Genomic DNA, 22,907 nt, shown 5'->3' on the forward strand with positions numbered 1-22,907 from the left:
GCATCCACCATGACGCCCCCGACGAAGTTGTTGATCCTCACTCATTTTCGAAAATATCTATCGCCTCATATTCGCCGTCCATGGCTCACCTAAGGCTATCTCGGCATCCATGCCTCAATCACGATATTTATCTTCAATGACCTCGGCAACTCCGATGGGGAATTGGAGTTTTATGTAGGATTTGCCTACTTATTCTAACAACAAGCGTTACAAACTTGAGTCGTCATACTGAAAGCAATTAGAAACATCGTTTTAGATGGTTTCAGGTAAAAAATCGTCATTATTTAACGATTTCTTTTCTCTTTGAGCTCTAATAGCAAGAGTTTCTCGATATTCTCGAGCTTCAGCAGTTTCAATAAACTCTGCATCAGGACTAATGGAAAGAGCAGCCTTTTCTATCTCAGATAAAGAAACATTAAAAAACTCTTTTCGTTGATTAACAAGATTCAAACGCTGCTCATCAAACAGTTTATGTAGCTCTTTTTCTAGTCTTGGAGCATCATTTGAGTGAATCATTGCATGAACGTCAAACAAAAAGGGGACACTTGCATCTCCTAGCTCTTTAACTCGATCCAACGGTTCTAATCGTCTCGTCATACCTATTTTATAAACATTTTCACCAAACGAACCTGTATTAGAAATAACATATACGTGCCCCATCTTAGTTTGTTCGGCCATCGATTTAGCTCTTTCACTTTGCAGATGAGCTTGGAGCAACTGAGTATTAAGTTCCTCAATTTTCTCATTCAGCTTATCGAGTTTAGAGCCCGTCGCTTTTTCAGCTTCAAGTTTTGCCTTCTCTAACAAACTTTGGTATTTATCCTCTTCCTTTTGCGCTTGCAAAAACTCTTTTTCAAGCTTTGCTTCTTCTCGCATCTGTTGGCGAATTTCAGCTTGTTCTTCCTTTTCTCTCTGCTTCTTTTCTTGATATTCATGAGTTAATCGAAGCTCATCAAGTTTTAGATTTAAATATACACGGTTGATATGAATTGAATTTGACTCATTCAACTTATTGATGGCGTCAAAAGCTTTTTCGATTCTTAACTCCATTCTATCTGCGTTACTCCATGAAACCTTACTAATAGCCGCGTCACACTCATTATTGAATGCTCGAGCAGTCATCCTAATATTCCGGTTTGTCATGGTTCGACCTTTAACCTTACTTCCATCCACAGACCAATCTGTAGAGCATGTAATAGCACTTTTATCAGTAATCATCTGTTTCTGTTGAGCTTTTGTTTCAGATAACTTATCTTTGAATTTCTCTGATGTGTCATAATCGAAATGAGGCTTGTAAAAACCTAGCTGTGCTAATTCTATATCTTCATCATAAATGGCAGCTTCAAACTTCAGCTGTTCAAATATCTTTCTTTTTTCACTGTAGCTAGCCTTAAGCTCTTCTATTTGTTTTAAAATTTTACTTTCAGTAGATATAGCTTCCTGCTCTTTTTCATTTGCAATACTTAACCTAGATTCAATTTCCTTATCTATATCAATAATTTTCGAATACTTATTTTCGTATTCCTTAGCTTTCCTATGTGTTTTTATGCCCAAAAATATACTAACTAATAGTCCAAATAATAAGACGACTAAAATAGGTTCGTACTGCATTTATTTTCGCTCCTGAATATGAAGCTTACACATTAATCTCTGGCAAGAATTCACCAAAACAAAAATCACTATAAAACAATACTATGTGACGCAAAACACATATCATTGCCAACAGAACACACCAAATCCCCATCGGAGTTGCCGAAGGACGTTGGAATAAATCGCGTGATGCCGACATGGATGTCGGTGTAGCTTTCGCGGGGCAGGATGCCCCATCGGAAGCGTTAGCGATTTATCCATAAGTACGAGGGTGACAACTCCGCAGGGGCGGCTGGGACTCTTTATAAAAGAAAGGGTCAAGAGGGGGAAGCTGTTGTCCCCCTCTTGCCCGAGTGTGAGCTGAAAGCTCACGACCTTTATCAAGCGGAGCTTGATTACATCAAGGTCGGCGAAGTCTGATGCATTACCAATGTGGCACAGTCACGACCTTAGTTGTTAGACGCAGTCTAACTTTAAGTTCAAACGAAGTTTGATTGCATCAGCCCTACTTTTGGGCAAGAAAACAAAAAGAGTTTACTGAGCCAAACATTACAAATATCAGCTCAAGTAAACTCTTTAATCTCAATCGAAAAGTTCGTTATTAGCGAAAATTAACGAGACTTCAACAACGATAAACCACGCTATCGCTAGCGAGATTTAACGTAAGGTTTACCAATCGCCTTTGGTCCTACCGCGCGGCCAATAAAGCCTGCTAGTAACAATACCGTTAGGATATAAGGTAACACCTCAATCGCTTGTACTGGGATTTCGCCAACTAGCGGTAGCTCAACACCTTGCAAACGAATCGCAATCGCATCTAAGAAACCAAACAGTAAACAACCAAACAATACTGGCACAGGTTTCCACTTACCGAAAATCAACGCTGCTAACGCAATAAAGCCTTTACCCGCACTCATGTTCGGTACAAAGCCTGCGCTGTGGGCAGTCGACAAGTAAGCACCTGCCATACCCGCTAACACACCAGCAATAATCAATGCTCGGTAGCGGATCCACGCAACGGAGATACCAGCTGTATCTACCGCATGCGGGTTTTCACCGGCTGCACGTAATCGCAGACCAAAACGGGTTTTATAAACGACCCAGTAAACGGCTGGTACAGCAAACAGCGACAGATACACTAAGAAATTGTGCCCTGATATTAGCTGACTATAAACCATGCCAATAACTGGTACATCGGCTAATGCATCTGCAAATGGAAGTGTAATCGCAGTAAAGCGTGAATCATCAGTTAGTGCTGGCGTTTGCCCACCTAAACCGAACCAGAAACGACCCAAGGTAACGGTTAAACCAACCGCTAACATGTTGATGGCTACACCAGATACGATTTGGTCGCCGCGGTGAGTAATGGTTGCAAAACCATGCACCAGTGACAGCATCACTGAAACAGCAATACCTGCCAGCAGACCAAGCCACACAGAGCCTGTGACTGTAGCGGTTGCCGCTGCGGCAAAGGCAGCTGAAAGCATCTTGCCTTCTAGGGCAATGTTAACGATACCTGAGCGTTCTGAGAACAGACCGGCCAGTGCAGCTAGAATTAGCGGCGCCGATACACGTAGCGTTGCATCTAAGATTAGAATGATATTCTCAAACATAATTTATGCCTCCGCCTTAACGCTGCCGATGGCTGCTTTCTTTTGATTAAGAAACACAAATAGCTTCTCAGTCGGTTTCACTAGCATTAATGCTAATGCGCCGCTAAACAATACCACTAATGCTTGCACTACTTGGATCATTTCACGGTCGATATTCGGGTAATCAAATGACAACTCTGCGCCGCCTTGATACAGCACGCCAAATAAAATACTCGCCAAAATAATCCCTATCGGATGACTACGGCCAATCAAACACACCGCAATACCAGTGAAGCCATAACCGGCAACGAAGTCGAGTTTAAGCTGCTGGCTGTACCCTTGTACTTCGTTCAAGCCCATCATGCCTGATAGCGCACCAGAGATAAGCATCACTACAATGATCAGCTTCTTGTAGCTAATGCCGCCGTATTCGGCTGCACTTGGGCTTGCGCCCATTGCACGAATGGCATAACCCCAGCGAGTGCGCCACAGCAATGCCCATACAAGTACACAGCAGATAAGCGCAATAAAGAAACTTAGGTTCATTGGAGATTGTGAGAACGAGAAACCAAACCATGCTGCGATCTCATGGAACATTGGCAAACCCGCGTTTTCATCAAATACCCGTGATACTGGCGCCATTTGTCCTTCAAGTTTAAGTACGTTTACCAGTAGGTAAACCATTAACGCTGAAGCAATAAAGTTAAACATGATGGTAGTGATAACGATATGGCTACCACGGTACGCCTGTAAGTATGCAGGGATCAGCGCAAACAGCGCACCAAACAACATACTGGCAAGCATGGTAATCGGCAGCAACGCCCAGAAAGGCAAGGTGCTATCGAGTGCTAAACACGCCAGTCCGACACCTAAGCCACCCATATAGGCTTGGCCTTCACCACCAATGTTAAATAGGCCGGCAGAGAATGCCATTGCTACAGCCAAACCGGTAAAGATAAAGTTAGTCGCGTAATAAAGCGTGTAACCAATGCCCTCTTGGTAACCAAGTGCGCCTCGTACCATCACCCCAGCTGCTTCTATCGGGTTGACATCAACCGCAATAAAAATACCTGCGGCAAACGCAAACGCAAACATGATATTAATCAGAGGCAAAACAAAAATGTTTACCCAAGATGGGATTTTAGAGTCGTTCATAACTGACCTCCGTTATCCGCAGCTAGCTCATCAGGCAGAATATTTGCCATCATCATTCCTAAGGTTTTCTCATCAGCCTTGCTGGCATCAATCTCACCCACAATATGGCCGTCGAACATCACGATTATTCGGTCTGCAAGCGACATCACTTCATCTAGCTCGACAGATACCAGTAAGATCCCTTTACCCTGCTCTCTTAATTCAATAATGCGTTTATGAATAAACTCAATCGCACCGATATCAACACCGCGGGTCGGCTGACCAATCAGCAAAATATCTGGGTCTTGATCCACTTCACGGGCAATAATCAGCTTCTGTTGGTTACCACCTGAAAACAATGAGCTTTTCAGCTTAGGATCACGCGGTCTAACGTCCCACTCATCCATTAAGCGCTTACATTCAGAGGTAATGAATTTTGGCTTATTAAATAAATGGCCGTTGTACTGCGACTGATTGTGATGGCCAAGAATGGCAGACTCTTCAGCACTGAAAGTCTTGATTAAGCCCATGACCAATCTATCTTCTGGTATGTGACCAACCTTTAATTGACGCATACCATCGGCGCAAGTTGGGTTATTGGCATCAATCACCTTATCGGCAATCTTAATTGAACCACGCGTTGGTGTGATAAGCCCAGCGAGTGCACTTAATAGCTCTGATTGACCATTACCAGAGACACCAGCAACACCTACGACTTCACCGGCCTTAATTTCAATCGACACATCTTTAAGGCGATCAACACCCATTGAATCGGTATAGGTAAGGTTGTGGGTTGAAAGCAATACTTCAGTTGGATTAGCATCGCTTTTTTCAGCTTGTAGGCGAACCTTGCGGCCAACCATCAACTCAGCGAGTTCTTCTTTATTGGTGTGAGCCGTTTCTCTGTGAGCAACCATTTCACCTTGACGCATTACTGACACATTGTCAGTCGCCGAGAGGATCTCTTTCAGCTTATGGGTGATAAGTAAAATAGTGACCCCTTGCGCTCGCAAGGCATCAAAAATATGGAATAGGTGCTCAGTTTCTTGTGGTGTAAGTACGCCTGTAGGCTCATCAAGAATCAGTATTTTTGCGCCGCGATATAGCGCTTTTAAGATCTCAACCCGTTGCTGCAGGCCAACTGACAACTCCTCAATAAGGCTATCGAGTGGTACATCAAGTTGATACTCTTTGGCTAAACGCTCAAGCTCTTTACGCGCTTTTCTAAGACTCGGCTTAAGTAAACCGCCCTCTTCAGCACCTAAAATAACGTTCTCAAGCACGGTGAAGTTATCAACCAACATAAAATGCTGGTGCACCATGCCAATGCCATAACTAATGGCCTCTTTAGAGTTCGCCAGCTTGCGCTCAACGCCATCAATTAGGATCTCACCTTTATCAGCGGTGTAGAAACCATAAATGATATTCATCAAGGTGGATTTACCTGCGCCGTTCTCACCGATAATACCGTGAATGGTGCCAGCAGGAATTTTTAAGCAGATATCTTTGTTGGCGTGAACAGCGCCAAATCTTTTGTCGATACCACGAAGCTCAAGTGCTGTGGGACGTTCATCGGATTTTTCTTTTGCGTATGTAGACATGGTCATAATTATCTCAAATGCCTTGTTCGACATTGATGAATAGACATTGATAAATAAACATTGATCAAATAATGATTTGTATGAAAATTAACTCTTAAAAATTGCCACTCATAATAAAGCTCCCCAGTCAGCAACTAGGGAGCTTAATCAATCTTAATACGGCTTAGTATTTACAAGTGTTGTCTTTCATGTAGTCATGAACAACAATTTCACCTGCAATAATTTTCTTAGTGATATCAGCAAGCTTTGCTTCCATCTCTGGAGTCACTAGTGCGCGGTTGTGCTCATCAAGTGCCCAGTTAACACCATTTTCTTCTAGACCACGGCTATCGATACCCGCTACAAACTCGCCTTTCTGTGCATCTTTAAATACTTCAAATGTGGCAACACCAACCAGCTTAACCATAGAAGTTAGCATCACGCCTGGGTGGATATAGTTTTGGTTTGAGTCAACACCAATCGCGTACTTACCTTCGTCTTTAGCCGCTTGATAAACACCAACACCTGTACCACCCGCAGCTGCGAATACTACGTCAGCGCCTTTAGTGAATTGGCTCTTAGAAAGTTCAGCACCACGTGCAGGGTCATTCCATGCAGCAATAGTAGAACCCGTCATGTTTTGGAAGATTTCAGCATCTTGACTGATGAACTTAGCACCTTGCTCGTAACCACAAGCAAACTTACGAATTAGCGGAATATCCATGCCGCCAACAAAACCAATCTTGTTGGTTTCAGATTTCATCGCAGCAAGAGCACCTACAAGGAATGAACCTTCGTGCTCTTTAAACACAAGTGATTTAACGTTTGGCAAATCAACTACTGAGTCGATAATGACAAATTCAGTTTCAGGGTATTTCTTAGCTACTTTTTCAAGCGCTGAGCCATACATAAAGCCAACAACAACGATTGGGCTAAAGCCACGACGGGCTAAACGCTCAAGACCCTGCTCACGCTGTGCGTCATTTGAAGGTACGAATTCACGTACTTCAACACCTGCGCTTTCGTTAAACTTCAATACACCATTTTGGTAAACAGCTTGGTTGAAAGATTTATCGAACTTACCCGTGGTATCAAATGCAACAGCAGGCTTGAAGTCAGCAGCAGAAGCTGCAAACGAACACATAGCTAGAGTCACTGCAGCAGCAGTAGCGCTCAGGATTTTCATTATTCTCGTCCTTATAAGGTATAGGTATTATTTTTTGTATTATTGACAGCTTTAAGCAGTAAAAGACCCCAAGCTTAAAACCATCATTTAAGATCAAGAATCCGGAGCTTACAGCAGCTATGAATAGGATTACTAGTGCCTCTAAAGCCCATAAATCAACCAAAGATGCCAAGTAGCTATTTGTACTTTTAATACAAAAAATCGCCTTAAGTTGCGCAAAATCACGTTTTAAACTGTATAAAATTAGCTTTGGTTATCAGCGGTGAGATTTAAAGCGGATTATCCTAAAAACAGAACAAGCAAATAGGGAGGAAGAAAGACTTTTAGTTTTTAAATACATGTAGATAAAAAGATAGAGAAGTATGAAAACAAAGAGCTGACAGCAGCAACATCTTTAAAAATGAACAATTTCACGAATGAACAAAAATTACTAAACTTAAAGTAAAAACAACTATTTTTAAGTATCAAGTTAGCTAAATGGTAATTTTTTTACTAGAAAAACAACGATTAACCTAAGATTAAAAACAAAAAAAATTTAGAATTTTTTCGTTTGTTTGAGATACATCAGGATTTTCGTCGCAGAGGTCGCGACTGAGTCAGCTAGTTTTATTTGTAATCAGGCTTCGTTTGATGCGCGACCAACTTTGGTAACGCCACGACTTTAGTTGTTAGACAAAATTTAACTTATAGGTCAAACGCTGTGTGATAAAGCGCTAAACTCACAACTTAACTAAGTTATTTTCATCAAAAATAAATAACAATAACTTTATGGTATTTTGAGCATCAGTTAACCCTCGATGCTGAGTTCCTTCCATACTATTGCCTGATATTTCTAAGGCTTTTTTTAGTCCTACCTGCGGCTTAATCCTTTGAGTTTTAGCAAAAGCTTTCTTTAAGTTAACGACCGTTGCAGGACTATAATTTTGAAGTTGGTGGAAATCACAATCTATATTTATTTGAATCAAATCATAGCTCCCCCAAGAACAAAAAATGTAGTCATTATCAGCCGGTAACCAAGCTTGAAATTGCTTAAAAACCTGGCTAAAAACATCTTGGTTCACTAATAACGATTGGGAGATCCCGGTGAGATTAACACAAAAGGAGCTCAACTGTGGATGCCTTACTGGACGCACTAATCGACTAAATTCATTAACGACCGATAAGGAATTTGTGGTAAGTAACACGGCACCAATTTCTATTATCTCTCTTTCATTAGTGGGAATAGAACCATCTTCAGTGCACGTGTGTTCTACATCAATAATAACTAGATACTTATGCTGTTCTAACAGCAGTCTGAGACCGTCTTTTGTATATTCAAACTCCAATCTATACACCAGTATTTTGTTTAACCAATAGCGCAAACATACTCGCAGTTCAGCACCACTGCAATTGTCTCTTAAGCTACATATCGAAGGATATTGCACTTAGAAACTCACAACTTCCGACTAAAATCATTCAAACATGTTGATGAAAATAGGTGAAACCAACATAAATGTAAGTTCTTACTCTGAGCATGGATGTCACGCCGGAGCCGTTTAGTAAAATCCACCTCTTAGAGCTCACTGTATTGAAGCTCTTAATCCCTTTATTGAAAGAGGAATAACTGATGCCAATAATGCTAATAATAAGAATGTGGCAACATAATCTAGAGAAATTTTTCCAAATTGAACAAACAAGATATACATTGAATTAAAAGTGAAATAACCTGAAATAAAGATTGGTAAAATCCAAAGCATTATTTCTGCTTTTAGTAATAAATCTCTGAAACTTTCCATGTAGTTGAGCCCTTTGCTTTAACATCCCCTCATTTTAGCGAGAGAAAATATTAGTAAATACAGTTAACAATCTATGTTTAAATACTTCTTATGTGTTTTTAGCTCCCACTTGCCAAAGATAATCATGACATAAACACCACAAACTATAGTTGCAAGCATGACACCTATAAAAGGCGAGGAAGCGCTACCAAAGATAAGTATTCCTAGCGAAGCACTGAAACATAAAGTTACTGCACTTAACTCCATTCGATTGAGTTTACTTTTCAATTTCATTTTGGAATATCCATCCCTGAAGTACCAAAGAAAGTTACCACATAACAGCCTATTACTATAACGTTCGTTAATCAACCAATCATTGACACCCACTGATAATGGAGTGGAGCAACTAGGTTGAGCCAAAGCAAAGTCGAGATAGCACAAATACCAAAGAATCCACATACTCGCCGAACCCTGAACCAACTTTCATGATGGCTCTACGGCACGATTTTAGCTAAAGCGTAGTGGTCAACTAAAATTTCAAATACAAAAAAGCCTCCATCTGTAAGATGAAGGCTTCCTATTTAAAGGTTAACTTTAAGAGAAACTCTGAAGCTAACCTCTATCAAACTAACACTTCTAAGATTAGTTTTTCTTAGACTAATTCTTTTTAGAATAAGCAGCTGCGTTCTCACCAGCCATTCTACCGAAGGTGACGATATCAGAGATAGCGTTACCACCTAGGCGGTTAGCACCGTGAACACCACCAGTTACTTCACCAGCGCCGTATAGGCCTGGGATAACTTGCTGCTTCGCGTTCATGATTTCTGCTTTAGAGTCAATCTTCACGCCACCCATAGTGTGGTGAACACCAGGAGTCACTTCGATTGCGTAGTAGTTACCTTCGTTAAGTGCACGAGGTAGGTTTGGACGACCAAAGTCTGTGTCCTTACCACTCTTAAGTAGGCTGTTGTAGCGTGCAACAGCTTCAGTTAGGTTCTTACCGTCGATACCTGTTTTCTCACCTAGTTTAACTAGCGAGTCAGCACTTGGTACAACACCTAGACCGATGTACTTATCAATCTTACTTAGAGACTTACGTACAGAGTCATCAAAGATTAGGAACGCAGACTTACCAGTTTGGTTCAAGATAGCCGCAGACGCTTTATCACGAGTCGTGATTTCGTTAACGAAACGCTTACCTTCACGGTTAACTAAGATTGCACCGTTACCACGAACCGCTTCAGTTACCATCACACCACCTTTAACAGATAATGTTGGGTGAGCCTGAATGTACTGTAGATCTGTCATCGCTGCGCCAGCATTTGCTGCTACGTCGATACCGTCGCCAGTTGCACCAGGTTGGTTAGTAGAGATAAAGCCTTTTAGCTTAGGATCAAGCTTTGCTACACGGTCGTTGTTCTTAGCAAAACCACCTGTTGCTAGGATAACTGCGTCAGCTTTAATCCAGTAGTAACCTTTGTACATGCCTTTAACTAGCAAGCCTTTAACGTTACCTTTGTCATCTTTCAGAATTTCAATACCACGGGTGTTCATGCGCATATCAACGTCACGCTTAACCGCGTTATCGTAAAGCACTTGAATCACGTGAGCACCAACACCAGCACCACCTGTTGGGCGGTGTGAACGGTTAGCTGAAGCGCCACCCATACGACCTACGTCGTTAAGGTCTGCGCCCATTTCGGTCAACCAATCAACAGAACCTTTAGAGTGAGAAGTTAATACTTCAACTAACGCAGGCTCGTTTAGGTCACGGCCACCTTTCATAGTGTCTTTGTACATAGACTCAACACTGTCTTTGATGCCTTTAGCTTTTTGCTGATCGGTCCAAGCAGCGTTCATACCACCAGCTGCAAGCTTAGCGTTACCACCAATCACAGGCTCTTTTTCAATTAGAATCACTTTCGCGCCGTGATCATGCGCAGATACTGCTGCAGAGAAACCTGCACCACCAGAACCAACAACCACAACGTCAACTGTGTCGCGTGGTGCTTCAGCTAATGCTGCAGCGCGGTCTGATTGGTCTTTTAATAATTCATCGATGCTTGGCTCGTGACGTTCCCACTTTTTAGTGTATGGCATGTCAAAGTCGAAGCTATGGCAAGAGTCACAGTAAACCATCGATTTTTCGTGAGCGCTGTGACATGAAGTACAAGACACATCGCCAGGGAAATGAGATTCGTGAGCGTTGTAATGCTCATGTTTAGTTTCTTCAGCAACTTCAGCAAGTGTGCCGTGACATGCTACACACTGTTCGTTTTCGTAAGTTAAGCTGTCGTTTGAAAGCTCGCCATCTGGCATGTGGCAGCTATCACACTCTTGGTTTTCACCGTGGAATTCAGCTAGGTTGTCAGCAGCCATCGCGCTTGACATAAAGCCTGCTGAACCTAGAAGCGTTGCAATGCACACTGCTTTTTTAAAGTTTTTCATCTCATTTCCTCGCCTTTTTATTGCTGCCTGCAGCAGCGCAAAAAGCTATCACGTTATATTCGACAGTCATTACGCTGTCTTAAATACTCAATTCGAGGTAATTGTCTGCCGATTACACAAGCCCAGCAACAGCATGTATTGAATAGCGATGGAAACTGAACACTCGATCACAGCTTGCAAAATGGCTCATGCAAACATGCATAACCACATAGGCAGTTATGCAAAAATGCATAAGCTTAGGTTAGCTTGATCACAAACTCCGCTCAGTAAGCTGCCATCAATGACAGAAATAAGAAAAGCCAGATAAACCAAGGACTCAATACGATTACTAGCCAACTTGAATTGCTTTAAAAGCGAGAAACCCCGCACAGTTATCTTGTATAAGCGCATGCTAAGATTCCTTTATGAAAATATTTGTTAACTTACTTTGCGCGCTTGGGCTATTCGCATTAGCCTTGAGCGCCCACGCTGAAGATCACCAGCAAAAACAAAGCATCGTCTTTGGTGTTCACTCTAAAACTGCACCACTTGAATGGCGTAACAATGGCGTTGACCAAGGTTTCAACCTGGAATTAATGGACCGTATTGGTCAGCTCACTGGCAAACGTATTGTTATCCGTCGCAAGAGCTTTCAGCAGTTATTAGAAGATGTGCATAACCGCGACTCGTTGATTGACGTCATTGCGGTGGTGAGCCCAATTACCGTTGACCGAACCTTAAGTCAGTCTGATCCTATTTATGCCACCCACGCCAAAGCCTATACCTTACAAGGTAAATCTTTTATTAATGGCTGGGCCGATCTAGCGGGCAAGCGTGTCGCCATTAAAAAAGGCGCCTTTGTCGATGTGTATATCTCCGGTAAACAACAGAACTTTAAAAGAGTGGATGTCGATCTGTATGAAACCGGCTTTCAGCTTTTAATAAAGGGCGAAGTCGATGTAGTCATTGCCGAAACCTTTGTGGCTAGACGCTTATTACCCCTATACCCGCCGGTTCGTAGCTCAAGCGACCCGTTGATTTACGGTGCTTTCAACTTTGTTAGCAACTATAAAAATGCGGCGATGATGACTCAGATTAACGATGCACTCAGGCAACTCAAACTCTCTGGCGAGTATGACCGTTTAGTCAATAAGTGGTTTGGTACTGGTCGCGAGAAAGTGGACCTTAATTCAGCGCAAAAGAAAATGCTCTCGCTAGCGATTTTCGTTAGCTTATTGTCGGCAATTGGTATGCTGCTTACCGGCTATATCAGCTTAAGTCTGCGTAAGCGTTCCAAAGCGCTAAAGGGAGAACTGGCGCAACGTAAAAAAGCTGAACAGGCGATTTCTAAGCTATCAAAACAATTTCAGTCGGTACTCGACGGCATCCCTCATGGTGTAACCCTGTTTAACCAAGAGGCGCAGTGCCTTTGGAGCAACGATAACAATAATGATTTACTCAGCAACCCTGATTTCCATTATATCGATGGACAAGCCTTTAACCTCACTCAGGCGTTAACGGATGCGTTAGCTGCCAATAAATCACAAACAACCGATATGCAGATTGGGAATAGTTACTGGCAAATGCAGCTACACCCAATTATCGACCAACAAGTGGTGATACTTTTAGAAGAGACCACCGAGCAGCACAGCTTGCGCCAAGCCAATGATGAAGCCAGCCGTTTAGCATCACTCGGCGAACTTTCCGCAGGCGTAGCACATGAGATAAATAACCCCACCGGGATTATTATTCACTCGATAGCCTTTATTAACGATGCATTAAGAGATCTGTCAGAGGCCAGTAATCATTACCAAAAGCAAAACCCATTTTGGACGATTGCAGGTCTTGCGCCAGATGTAGCAATCAGCGAGCTGGATTTAAGTAGTCAGTCTATCCATGAAGGTGCCGAGCGCATAAGCCGGATTGTTAACGATCTAAAACGCTACGCTATGCCGAGTCTTACCCACGAATATCAACCTATTTGTGTTAATGAAGTGGTTGAAGTATCGCTACGCCTGACGGCTAACCAAACCAAGATATTTAATGTTAGCACCGACTTACTTAGCCCAAGTCCAATCGTAATGGGCGATGCCCAGCAATTGCACCAAGTGCTAATTAACTTAATCCAAAATGCCTGTCATGCCATAAGACAAGATGCCGATTGCTATGAAAGTGGCGAGCATATCAATATCAAAACCAGTGTTGAAGACGAGCATATCTGCTTGATTGTCAGCGACAAGGGAGCCGGCATGGATCAAGCAACACTGCAAAGAATTACCGAACCCTTTTTCACGACTCGCCGCTCAAGTGGCGGTACAGGGCTGGGCTTATCAGTATGCAGTCGCATTATTAAAGAGCATAAGGCGGACATGCAGATCACCTCGCGCTTAGGCATAGGCACAGTGATTAAAATACGCTTTCCACTCACGTATTAAACTGCAGGCTCAATGTAGTCATACCCTTGAGCCATGCATTTGAGCCATGTATTTGAAATAAGAGCCTAACAAGCGCTGAACCGAACAGATATTTAATAGGATTGCCATCAGATGAAACTTGCTCGAAATATTCTCCTAGTCGATGACGAAGCAACCTGGCTACGTACGCTATCAATTACGCTTAATCGCCTAGTACCGGAAGCGAAAATAGATACCTGTGTTGATAGCCGCCAAGTGATGAGCCGCTTACAAACTGGCGACTATGCTTTGGTACTGCTGGATTTGACCATGCCGTTTCATTCTGGCGAAGACTTACTGCAGATGATCCGCAGTGAGTTTCCTAAGACTCGGGTGTTAATTGTTACTGGCGTAAACGAAGTCGACACCGCCGTGCGTTGCATTAAAAACGGCGCTTATGACTACTTTATTAAAACCGATAAAGTTGATGATCTTGCCCGCATCGTGCGCCGTGCTTTAGAAGTTGTCGGACTTGAGCGCAACTACTTACGCATTAAAGAAAGCTTTTTAAGTCGCACACTCAATCGCCCAGAAGTGTTCAATAATATCCTCACCTGCGAGCCGGCACTGCTAGATCAATTTAGATACTTAGAAGCAGTAGCATTAAGCCCAGAACCTATTTTAATTCAAGGCGAAAGCGGTACAGGTAAAGATGAGTTTGCTAAGTCTTGTCATCAACTGATTTGCCCTGACGCGCCGTTTATTAACGTCAATTTAGCAGGTATTAGCACTTCTGCTTTTGAGCTGCAGCTATTTGGTCAGCTACACACCGATGAGGACGGCAAAGTTAATGCTCAGGCAGGCGTACTGCATCAAGTGCAGTCGGGCTTATTGTATTTAAATGAGATTGGTGACTTGCCTATTGAAGCGCAAGCTCGACTTGTGGATGTGATTGAGCACAAACAATATTACCCCGTAGGCAGTGATAGAGCCTACCCGGTATTGTGTAAAATTATCACCTCGACCCAACATGATCTATTAGCACTGAATCAAGCTGCCAAATTTAGAAGTGACCTCTTATATCGCCTGCGCTCACACACCATCAAGCTGCCACCGCTTAAACAGCGTAAGCTTGATCTGTCGATGCTGATTAATCACTTTATTACCTTAGCTGCCAAAGAGATGGGCTTATCTGAGCCACAGCAGCCTAGCTCACTCGCGCAGCAATTATCTGAATATGAGTTCCCGGGCAACTTGCATGAGTTAAAAGGTATGGTGTTTGACGCGGTAAGCCGCAGTGATGGCATCGCGCTGAATATCACGCCATTTATGGAAGCGATAAACCAGAGTAAGTCGAATGTTAGCAGCGACAATGACCAGATCATTTTCCCTAAGAACCTGCCGACATTGGCGCAGATGAGTGATGCGCTTATTCAAGAAGCAATGAACCGCACCGCCAATAGCCAAACTGCGGCGGCGCAGATGCTAGGTATAAGTCAAAGCGCATTAAGCCGTCGCATCACTAAAGACAAATAAACTCTTTGTCCCGAAAACAAAAATGCCAGCATGATGCTGGCATTTTTATTGGTTTTATTAAGCGGTTAAGCTTCAGCGGTTGCTAGCTTTGCGTCACTCGACTTTTCTGTTTCATCAACAATTGTCAGTACTGCAGTGTCACCCACTACGTTACATGAAGTCAGTACCATATCGATTAGACGATCTAGCGCCGCCACAATCGCAAATGCTTCAACAGGTAGACCCATCTGATGGATTAGCACGCCAATCATCACCATGCCGCCACCCGGTACGCCACCAGCGCCAACTGATAGTAAGAAGATGCTGAACATCAAGGCGGGTAGCTGTTCCATTGTGATTGGTGCCCCAAACGCATTCGCCACAAAGAAAATCGCAATCGTGATGTAAATCGATACGCCGCCCATATTCATGGTCGCGCCAAGTGGCACACCAAAACCAGCCACAGAACGATTAACCCCAAGCTTCTCAGTTAAGGTGCGCATGGTCACTGGAATGGTTGCATTCGAGCTTGCAGTCGATAGCGAGAACAGGATTTGCTCACGGGTCTTAGCGCGAAATTCTTTCGCCGACACTTGAGTAAACATGCCTACCGCAAATGGATAAACCACAAAAATCCATAGTAATAATAAGCCTAGGATTAACGCTAGGTATTCCACCACGCTGCCAAAGATTGCCGCTTCTAATGTAGCACCTAGCTTAAGCATAAGCGCAAATACACCAATCGGTGCTAGCTGCATCACAACGCTAATCAGCTTCATCATGATCTTGTTAGCAACTTGGAAGCCGTTAACTGCACTTTGCGCTGTCTCACCTAAGGATTTAATCACACCGCCAAGCAATAGCGCCATAAAGATAACTTGTAGCATGTTACCCGAGCTAAATGCTGCAATTGGGTTGCTTGGCACTATGCTCACCACAAGTTCGACTAAGTTAGGCAGTTCAGTGGCTACGATATCGACGCCGCCATTACTCGACATATCAACGCCTTTACCCGGTGCCAGCAGTAACGCCACGCCTAGTGCCGCAAAAATAGCGACTAAGGTATTGATGATATAAAAACCAAATGTTTTGCCGCCCAGACGACCAAAGCTGTTGAGATCTTTCAGCTCGCACACGCCGCAGACGATACTGACGAAAACTAATGGCACTACCAGCATCATGATCATATTAACAAACATGGTGCCTGCGCCAGAGGCTAGGTCAACGATGGTGCCAGAAAATAAGCTGATGTCAGCGAGGAAGTATTGAATGATTGAGCCAAAGATTAGCCCTGAAAACAGACCAATAAAGATCCGTGTAGAAAGTGATTTTTTCATTTGCTTGCCTTATGAGACATGTCTTAGCGCACGCCTTCTATTGCCTTCAATGTTGATGAAAACTTGATTTCCATCTCGTTGTGGCAGGGATAGTGAAACATGCTGGCAAAAATTACAATGAAAAATGGATAATTAGTTTTTGAAACAGCTGTGTAACCAAGCTAAAAAGCTAGAGCCAAGCCTTTGAAAAACAGTGAGATAACCAAAACCATAACAAGTCAGACTTAGGAACAACTTTTACAACGACAACAAAATAGCAGCATTTTAACCACAGAAACTTAAAAATCAGATAGTTTAAAACGCTAAACAGAAAGGACTTTTGAATATTTAACACTACCCAAATATTGCAAAAGTTAGATCAAACACTACCACAGCTAAAAACCACCGATTAATGCTCATAAAAAAAGCACCTTCAAACAGGTGCTTTTTTAGTCACATTTTCGAGAGACAATACCTAGTAACCGTTTCTCTTCATGCTCTAGTTATTGCTTGTCGCCATAAAAAGTAAAGCGTTATGCCAACCACAGCTCGACATCTTTAATGATAAAGTTACCAGTATAGACAGGGTCAGACTCACCGATATGCTCCAGCTCAAAGTAACTACGATGCTCTTCAGGCAAGCCTTCATAGCCACAAATCACCTGATACAACCAAGATTCTCTGTCCCAAGCTAGTTCATGCTCATCCAGATAATCCAGCGCTGACTGACTCTTACCCGAGTCAATCACTGCGCAGAAATAACCATCTACCGCCAACTTGAGCGGGTTATCTGGAATATCGAAGTCTTCAGCTTGCGTGAGATCCACCGATACATCTTGCTCGCGCACCGCACTCACATCATGTAAACGGTCGATGCGTTTAATATTAGAGACAATCTCAAACAGCTCAGGCTCTAAACTATGATTGCTTACGTCCACCGCCGCAGGCGCCAACAGCGGCTCGGCAATATTAAACAATGCTGGTAACTGCTTATGGCTAACGTGATCGGCAGGCTTATAATCTGGATGCAAGTCGGTGTATAACAACCAACCTTTAAGCAAACGGGTACGGCCACGAATTTGACGGAAACGACCCAGTAGCTCAAGTAAGCGCGCCTGCACCACACTGAGCTCTTGAGTACAGTCACTCAAGGTTTCTTGCAGTGTTGTCACCAGCAGCTTTCTTAGCTCACGGGTGTCGCCGGCAATTTCACCGAGTTCGCTAAACTGGAACATCTCAAGGCCGTTTAGCAGCTCTGACACTTGGCTCTGAGCTAACTCGTTTTCACGAATTTTAGCGTTGATGCTACCCACATAACCAAACTCATTGTTAATGCGGCTCCACAACACACGAATCGAGTAACGTAAGCCATCGGCGAAACTATAAACGTGCTCGCTTAAATCGGCAAGGTAAGCTTCTGATGCACTGAAATCGACGTTGTGGCGCGCCTCTTTATAGTGATCCGCTAAGGTCTTAATCGTCGCCAGTGACGAGCCCACATTAGAGTCAATTTGACGATTACGCTCATCGCTTAACGCTTCTTCCAGCAAGGCACGCACTGAACGCTTAAGGCGCAGCTCCTGCTCTGGCTCTGGTCGCCACAGAATATCGCTCTTTTGCAGCTTATCGATGGCTTGAGCATTAGTCTCATCGATAGAAACTGAGCCGGACAAATACACGTCCATCACCAGCTCAGCATGACGCCCTAACTGCTTGAGCAGCTTAACGCCTGCTTGATGCAAGTTACTGCTCATATTAGATCAAATCCCTTTGGGTAGCGGTTTCTGCTTGGGCTTCAAGGCTCAGACCTTCGGTTTCATCGATAAAGCGGATCACTTCATACAAGTAATCGAGCTTACCAGTAGCAATATAGATCTGCTTTTCGCTGTTAGGACGGGTTAAATAACCCAGCTCAACTAGACGCTTAAACACCAACTTAATTTGCGCGTCGACGTTAGTACTGGTTGAGCCAAATAAGCGGTAGTGGCTAATCTTGGCTAGCTGCTCACGGAACGCTGGCGTGTCTTCAATACGGGTTTGCAGCTCAGTTAAGCGCACCGCAACACCTTCAGACAATGGTGCATCTTGGCCGCTGCCCTCTTGCACCAACACTAACCATTCCACCAGCGGGATAAGTGCATTACAGATATCTTTAAACTGCGATGAAATGACCTTACGCTCACTATCGCCTAACTGCTGATAACCGCAGAAAAACACTTCGCCTTCACCAGCTGAGCCAATGGTGCGATTGATCTGATTTAAATACTGCTCAACATGCTCACGGGTCGATGGGCTTTTCAGTGCGCGCCAGCCGTCTTCATCAGTGGTGCGGCAGATAAACTGCCCTTTCAACAAACGCTCAATTAGCGCGCTAGTCCCTACGATGGCGGTTTCGGTTACTTGGCTCATTACACGGCCTCCTGAGTACGACGCTGATTAAGTTTATCGGCGATAGGATTAACTTGAGGCTTAACCACCTGTAGTTTCTTGGTTTGTTTGTTGATGATGTAACGGTTAGCAAACAGGTTGAGTACTTCAGATTCTGGGTTCGGGAACGCGCCCAGTACTGAGATATTGTTGTTTTCACAGGCATCAAAAATCTTCTTCACGTTACCGTGATGCAAGGTGCCTAGCTCATCAATCGGCCAGTGAATGGTGACGTCAGCGCGGCCACGCAGTAAACGGGTAAACGCCAGTAGGAACTTACATAAGATCAAGTAAGCCATACCATGACTCGATGACTCATTAAGCTGTCTATCAGTGCGAATAACTAGGTCACTGTTACCTTCTTTAAGGCGCAGCTCAATCTCCAGCAGTTTGGCAATACCACCAGACAATGCAGCGCGGCCGATAATATCTAATGCACGGCGCATACTGTTGGTGTAATCCTCACCCGGCAGATCGTTAAAACCATCGGCTTTCCAACGCTTAAAGGCTTTTACAAACTGCTCAAGCTCAGGCCAGAACTCAAGCTCACTAATGCGCGAGCGAATTTTAACCGCTGATTCAGACACACCATCAAGGAACAACTCTTCACCCACTTCACGGGTAATGCGCGCACTTTGCGAGGCGATGCGGCGGTCGATATCGGCCAGTACATCGTAGAAGGCAGTTAAGTCGACACCGAAAATACGCCCCTGCTCACGCAGCGCCATAATCGATTGCGGCACCATCACGTTAAGCAGCTGCTCAAGTTGTGGCACTAACTTGCGGTAATCTATGATGCGAATGCCTTTGTCGTTTACAAAACTTGATTCCTCACGGGCACGTTCCCAAGTTTCAGACAGACCTGAACCTGATTTGCTGGCTATGACTGAGTCAAAATGCTCAACATATTGCTTTACCGAGCCCATCATTGAATCACGCTTTAATAGCTGGTCTTCACCTTGACGCAAACGCTCAGACAAGCTGCCCTGTGCGTCATCATTATTTGGTGGTAACTTAAGCTCACTCAGTTTACGCATCACACTGCGTAGCTTAGTTAAGTTCTCAGACGCTTCAATTTGCACCGCATCAGATTGCTTACGCTCACCATCAAGCTCGTTACGCTTAGCTTTAACTTCGTTAGCTTTACTCTTAAGCTGCTGCTCTAGATCTAGACTGGCGTGTTTAACCTTACTCAGCTCAGATTGCAGCTTAGGCTTACGCTTAAGCCAAGTATGTTGATACCAGTCTTCATAACGTAGCACTTCGCTGCGGCGCTGCTCAGCCTTGCTGATATTACTCTCTAAGGTGCGAATATCGGCTTTAAGGGCAACGATTTTCGCTTCGTCGACCCCGCGAGACTTAAGCTCGTTTTTGTACCACTGCTCACAGGCTTTTTGCTCGCTTGCGGCGTGGTCACGGCGGTTTTGAATATTGGCTTTGACTTGGCCAAGTTGGTTGTCTAACGCGCCAACCACTTCTTGCCAGTAAGCATTCTTCTCCATGCGCGCTTCTAGCGCTTGCTCTCTTTGCTCTTCAAGCCACTCTTGCTGCTGCGCTTGTAGCTGCTTGATATCGCTATCAATACGCGCCAATTGCTTTTGCGACGCTGCTTTGCGCTCGTTCAGCGCTTGGTTAATCTTTTCTTGCTCGGCGCGCTTGTCATCAAATAAGCGGCGTAAGTCGTCACGGCTATTCTTGTAAGCGGTGCGGGCAAAGGTCAGCTCACGCAGTAGGTTATCTAGCTCAGTATTGCTAGCAACTAAGATATCTTCCGCTTCGGCTTGTAGCTCTTTGGCGCTAGCCAGTGCCTCTTCAGCGGCAGCATGTTTAACTCTTAGCTCTTGCTCAGAGGCGGCATACTCAGGGGCATCGATGGCTTTTAGGTCCAGTGCGATACCGTATAATGCCTCGATGTTTTCACTGCTAATGCTTGGGTGTAGATCACTGCGGTGCAGCAGTTCTGAGTTAATCACCTTGCCTAAGGTATTTTCCCAGCCGTTGGCTTCTTTCCGTAAAAACTCCAGTAAGGTATGCGACTGCGGGAACAAGATATGCTGCAGCTCTTCAAGCTCACTTTGACGCTCAGTTACCCGAATCCCCGCAACACGCAGGCTCTCATTTGCTTGGTCGCGCTTAGCTCTAAGCTTGCGCTCTTCGCTGGTTAATCGGTCCACCTTGGCGTTACAGGCTTCTTGGTCTTCGTCAGCACGAGATATACGCTCATCAAATACCGCTAACGCTAGCTTTTCGTCTTCAGAGTAAGTCACGCTGTCGACACGGACTTTAAGCTCGGCGGCATTCACTTTTAGCTGGTAGGCTTGCTCACTAAACTGAGCTTGACCTTTTTCAGTCGATTCACGCCACTGTTGCTCAAGTTCAGCCAGCTCACTGCGGCCGACTTCTCTTTGCTTGTCGCGTGATTCACGCAGGCTATCTTGCTCTTGATGCAGGTTTTCTAGCTCACGGTTTAGGCCTTCGCCAATCTTGCTGCGGCGGGCGTTATAAGCCGCCTCAATATCTTGATGCTTTTCGGTTTGCAGCTTATGGCGCTCGCTTAGGTTCTCTAAACTGCCACGCCAGCTTGGTAGCTGCTCTAAATCTAATTTGGCTTGCTCAATATCGGCATCTTGAAAGTTAGCATGCTGATCTTCAATCGAGTCCAATTCATGCTCGCACTTAGCCACGTCACCTTTAGCGGCAGACAAGTCTAGGTTAAGCTCGTCGCGCTGCTCTTTCCACTCTTCATCGAGTTGACGCAGTTTGGCATTTAGCGCTTTAGACAGGTCTTGATGGTGCTCTTGACGCTCGATTTCGGTAGTTTCATCTTTACTGTAACCACGGCGCAAACTTGCCAAACGCTGCTCGGTACTAAGTAGTTGGTTAAACTCTTGCTCAAGCTTTTCGAACTCTGGACGAATTTGCTCAAAGCCTTGGATTAGCTGGCTCTCACGGATCCAGGCTTCAACGCGCTGGGGATTAAGGCGTGAGCTTGGCGGGTTCACGCCGTCTTCTTCTAAGATGGCGGCAATCATCGACTTGATGGTTTCCATCTTGCCCTCTTTCGAGTGCACCGCTTTGGCTAGCTTTTCGATGTGGCGCAGTGAATGCTCAGACTCACATAAAGAGAACTGGCGTGCATAATTACGCAATTCTGTGCGGTTGCTACCTGTGCTTAATAGTGCGCGGTCGTTTTGGATAATCGCTCTAAACTCACGGGTGTTTAGCAGGTTAGTTACTGCCACACCGGCGCGTTTCATCTCACGGCCAAGCTCTGCCATGGTGAAACACTGAATGCTGTCGCCTTGCTTAGTCTTAATGTAATCATCAAGCTCAAAGCCTTTAGCGATAAAACGATAGTTTACGCCTTTACCGTCACCCGCCGATGCCAACACCGCCTGATACGCAAGACCGTCTGACTTGATATATTCATAGATGATAAAGCTTGAATCATGTGGCAAGTACCAGCGCTCAAAACTATCACGGGTAGATGGCACCACTCGGCTTGGATATTCACCATAGAAAACCGGTACCAAACGCTGCAATGTAGTTTTACCCGATGCGTTAGTACCACAAATATTGGTGTGGCCATCCAGGGCCAGCTCTACCACTCCCGGTAGATGGGTATCGATAAGTATGATGCGATTTAAGCTTGGCATTGCATTCCTTAATCCAAACAGAGCCTTAACGTAAGCCTGTAGGCTTACATTAAGCTAAAAATGTTAGGTCTAGTGTTAGAGCTAATATTAGGGCTATAAAAAATTTTGATGGTCACTAAATTAAAGGAAAGCGTGGCGCTTGGCAATTACACCAAAGACGTCAACACAGCGATTCCGATGACCAAATAACAGAAGCGAGATCATACTCGATTTTAAGGCATTTTAATGCTCAATCAATCAGCAGTTAACCAACAACTAAGTTAACTAAAAATGTAAAAAAGAAACCAATAAAAAAACCCGCCTCATGATTAATGAGGCGGGCTTATTTGAGCAAGAG

Annotated in this window: 14 protein-coding genes; 2 read left to right on the plus strand and 12 right to left on the minus strand. The window is 44.2% G+C overall.

Translation table 11 applies throughout. From position 1 onward, the window contains the following. Positions 1-252: 252 nt before the first annotated feature. From L2748_RS03870 to L2748_RS03905, 8 genes are all read right to left on the minus strand, one after another. Positions 253-1,611 (minus strand): SNIPE associated domain-containing protein, encoded by a 1,359-nt coding sequence (locus L2748_RS03870; RefSeq protein WP_220780285.1) that lies wholly within the window; start codon positions 1,609-1,611, stop codon positions 253-255. Between the two features lie 626 nt (positions 1,612-2,237). Further along, entirely contained in the window at positions 2,238-3,203 is a 966-nt protein-coding gene (locus tag L2748_RS03875) for an ABC transporter permease (protein ID WP_220780284.1), read from the minus strand. Between the two features lie 3 nt (positions 3,204-3,206). Beyond that, a complete protein-coding gene (locus L2748_RS03880; protein ID WP_220759097.1) occupies positions 3,207-4,337 on the minus strand; it encodes an ABC transporter permease in 1,131 nt (376 codons plus the stop codon). Beyond that, positions 4,334-5,923: an ABC transporter ATP-binding protein gene (locus tag L2748_RS03885; protein WP_220780283.1), complete on the minus strand. Its 1,590-nt coding sequence runs from the start codon at positions 5,921-5,923 to the stop codon at positions 4,334-4,336. The genes L2748_RS03880 and L2748_RS03885 overlap by 4 nt, the downstream gene beginning before the upstream one ends. Positions 5,924-6,080: 157 nt before the next feature. Then, positions 6,081-7,085 (minus strand): BMP family lipoprotein, encoded by a 1,005-nt coding sequence (locus tag L2748_RS03890; RefSeq protein ID WP_220780326.1) that lies wholly within the window; start codon positions 7,083-7,085, stop codon positions 6,081-6,083. 716 nt (positions 7,086-7,801) lie between these two features. After that, a complete protein-coding gene (locus L2748_RS03895; protein WP_220782444.1) occupies positions 7,802-8,407 on the minus strand; it encodes a 3'-5' exonuclease in 606 nt (201 codons plus the stop codon). Between the two features lie 234 nt (positions 8,408-8,641). Next, positions 8,642-8,857: a hypothetical protein gene (locus L2748_RS03900; RefSeq protein ID WP_220782443.1), complete on the minus strand. Its 216-nt coding sequence runs from the start codon at positions 8,855-8,857 to the stop codon at positions 8,642-8,644. A gap of 636 nt (positions 8,858-9,493) precedes the next feature. Further along, positions 9,494-11,284: a flavocytochrome c gene (locus L2748_RS03905; protein WP_220782442.1), complete on the minus strand. Its 1,791-nt coding sequence runs from the start codon at positions 11,282-11,284 to the stop codon at positions 9,494-9,496. A gap of 404 nt (positions 11,285-11,688) precedes the next feature. Between L2748_RS03905 and L2748_RS03910 the strand changes: the two genes are divergently transcribed. Together L2748_RS03910 and L2748_RS03915 are read left to right on the plus strand one after the other, a co-directional pair. Continuing rightward, on the plus strand, positions 11,689-13,698 hold the full coding sequence (locus L2748_RS03910; RefSeq protein WP_220782441.1) for an ATP-binding protein: 2,010 nt from the start codon (positions 11,689-11,691) through the stop codon (positions 13,696-13,698). A gap of 111 nt (positions 13,699-13,809) precedes the next feature. Next, positions 13,810-15,192, plus strand: coding sequence for a sigma-54-dependent transcriptional regulator (locus L2748_RS03915; protein WP_220782440.1), 1,383 nt, complete (start codon positions 13,810-13,812; stop codon positions 15,190-15,192). Between the two features lie 65 nt (positions 15,193-15,257). Here the strand turns inward: L2748_RS03915 and L2748_RS03920 are convergent, their stop codons facing one another. The 4 genes from L2748_RS03920 to L2748_RS03935 form a co-directional block, all read right to left on the minus strand. Further along, positions 15,258-16,508, minus strand: a complete 1,251-nt coding sequence (locus L2748_RS03920; RefSeq protein WP_220782439.1) for a dicarboxylate/amino acid:cation symporter — start codon at positions 16,506-16,508, stop codon at positions 15,258-15,260. A 512-nt stretch (positions 16,509-17,020) separates the two neighbouring features. Next, the gene (locus tag L2748_RS03925) at positions 17,021-18,241 is read right to left on the minus strand and encodes a phosphoenolpyruvate carboxylase (RefSeq protein ID WP_220782438.1); all 1,221 of its coding nucleotides are present in this window, start codon (positions 18,239-18,241) and stop codon (positions 17,021-17,023) included. Position 18,242: 1 nt separating this feature from the next. Further along, a complete protein-coding gene (locus L2748_RS03930; protein ID WP_220782437.1) occupies positions 18,243-18,896 on the minus strand; it encodes a condensin complex protein MksE in 654 nt (217 codons plus the stop codon). Next, the gene (locus L2748_RS03935; RefSeq protein ID WP_220782436.1) at positions 18,896-22,570 is read right to left on the minus strand and encodes an ATP-binding protein; all 3,675 of its coding nucleotides are present in this window, start codon (positions 22,568-22,570) and stop codon (positions 18,896-18,898) included. Before L2748_RS03935 ends, L2748_RS03930 begins: the two co-directional genes overlap by 1 nt. Positions 22,571-22,907: the final 337 nt, after the last annotated feature.

This window comes from Shewanella sairae, assembly GCF_023283535.1.
Lineage (GTDB): Bacteria > Pseudomonadota > Gammaproteobacteria > Enterobacterales > Shewanellaceae > Shewanella > Shewanella sairae.

Coding starts and splice junctions, on each gene's coding strand:
- L2748_RS03870 (WP_220780285.1), bottom strand. CDS start 1,611: ATGCAGTACGAACCTATTTTAGTCGTCTTATTATTTGGACTATTAGTT.
- L2748_RS03875 (WP_220780284.1), bottom strand. CDS start 3,203: ATGTTTGAGAATATCATTCTAATCTTAGATGCAACGCTACGTGTATCG.
- L2748_RS03880 (WP_220759097.1), bottom strand. CDS start 4,337: ATGAACGACTCTAAAATCCCATCTTGGGTAAACATTTTTGTTTTGCCT.
- L2748_RS03885 (WP_220780283.1), bottom strand. CDS start 5,923: ATGACCATGTCTACATACGCAAAAGAAAAATCCGATGAACGTCCCACA.
- L2748_RS03900 (WP_220782443.1), bottom strand. CDS start 8,857: ATGGAAAGTTTCAGAGATTTATTACTAAAAGCAGAAATAATGCTTTGG.
- L2748_RS03905 (WP_220782442.1), bottom strand. CDS start 11,284: ATGAAAAACTTTAAAAAAGCAGTGTGCATTGCAACGCTTCTAGGTTCA.
- L2748_RS03910 (WP_220782441.1), top strand. CDS start 11,689: ATGAAAATATTTGTTAACTTACTTTGCGCGCTTGGGCTATTCGCATTA.
- L2748_RS03915 (WP_220782440.1), top strand. CDS start 13,810: ATGAAACTTGCTCGAAATATTCTCCTAGTCGATGACGAAGCAACCTGG.
- L2748_RS03920 (WP_220782439.1), bottom strand. CDS start 16,508: ATGAAAAAATCACTTTCTACACGGATCTTTATTGGTCTGTTTTCAGGG.
- L2748_RS03925 (WP_220782438.1), bottom strand. CDS start 18,241: ATGAGCAGTAACTTGCATCAAGCAGGCGTTAAGCTGCTCAAGCAGTTA.
- L2748_RS03930 (WP_220782437.1), bottom strand. CDS start 18,896: ATGAGCCAAGTAACCGAAACCGCCATCGTAGGGACTAGCGCGCTAATT.
- L2748_RS03935 (WP_220782436.1), bottom strand. CDS start 22,570: ATGCCAAGCTTAAATCGCATCATACTTATCGATACCCATCTACCGGGA.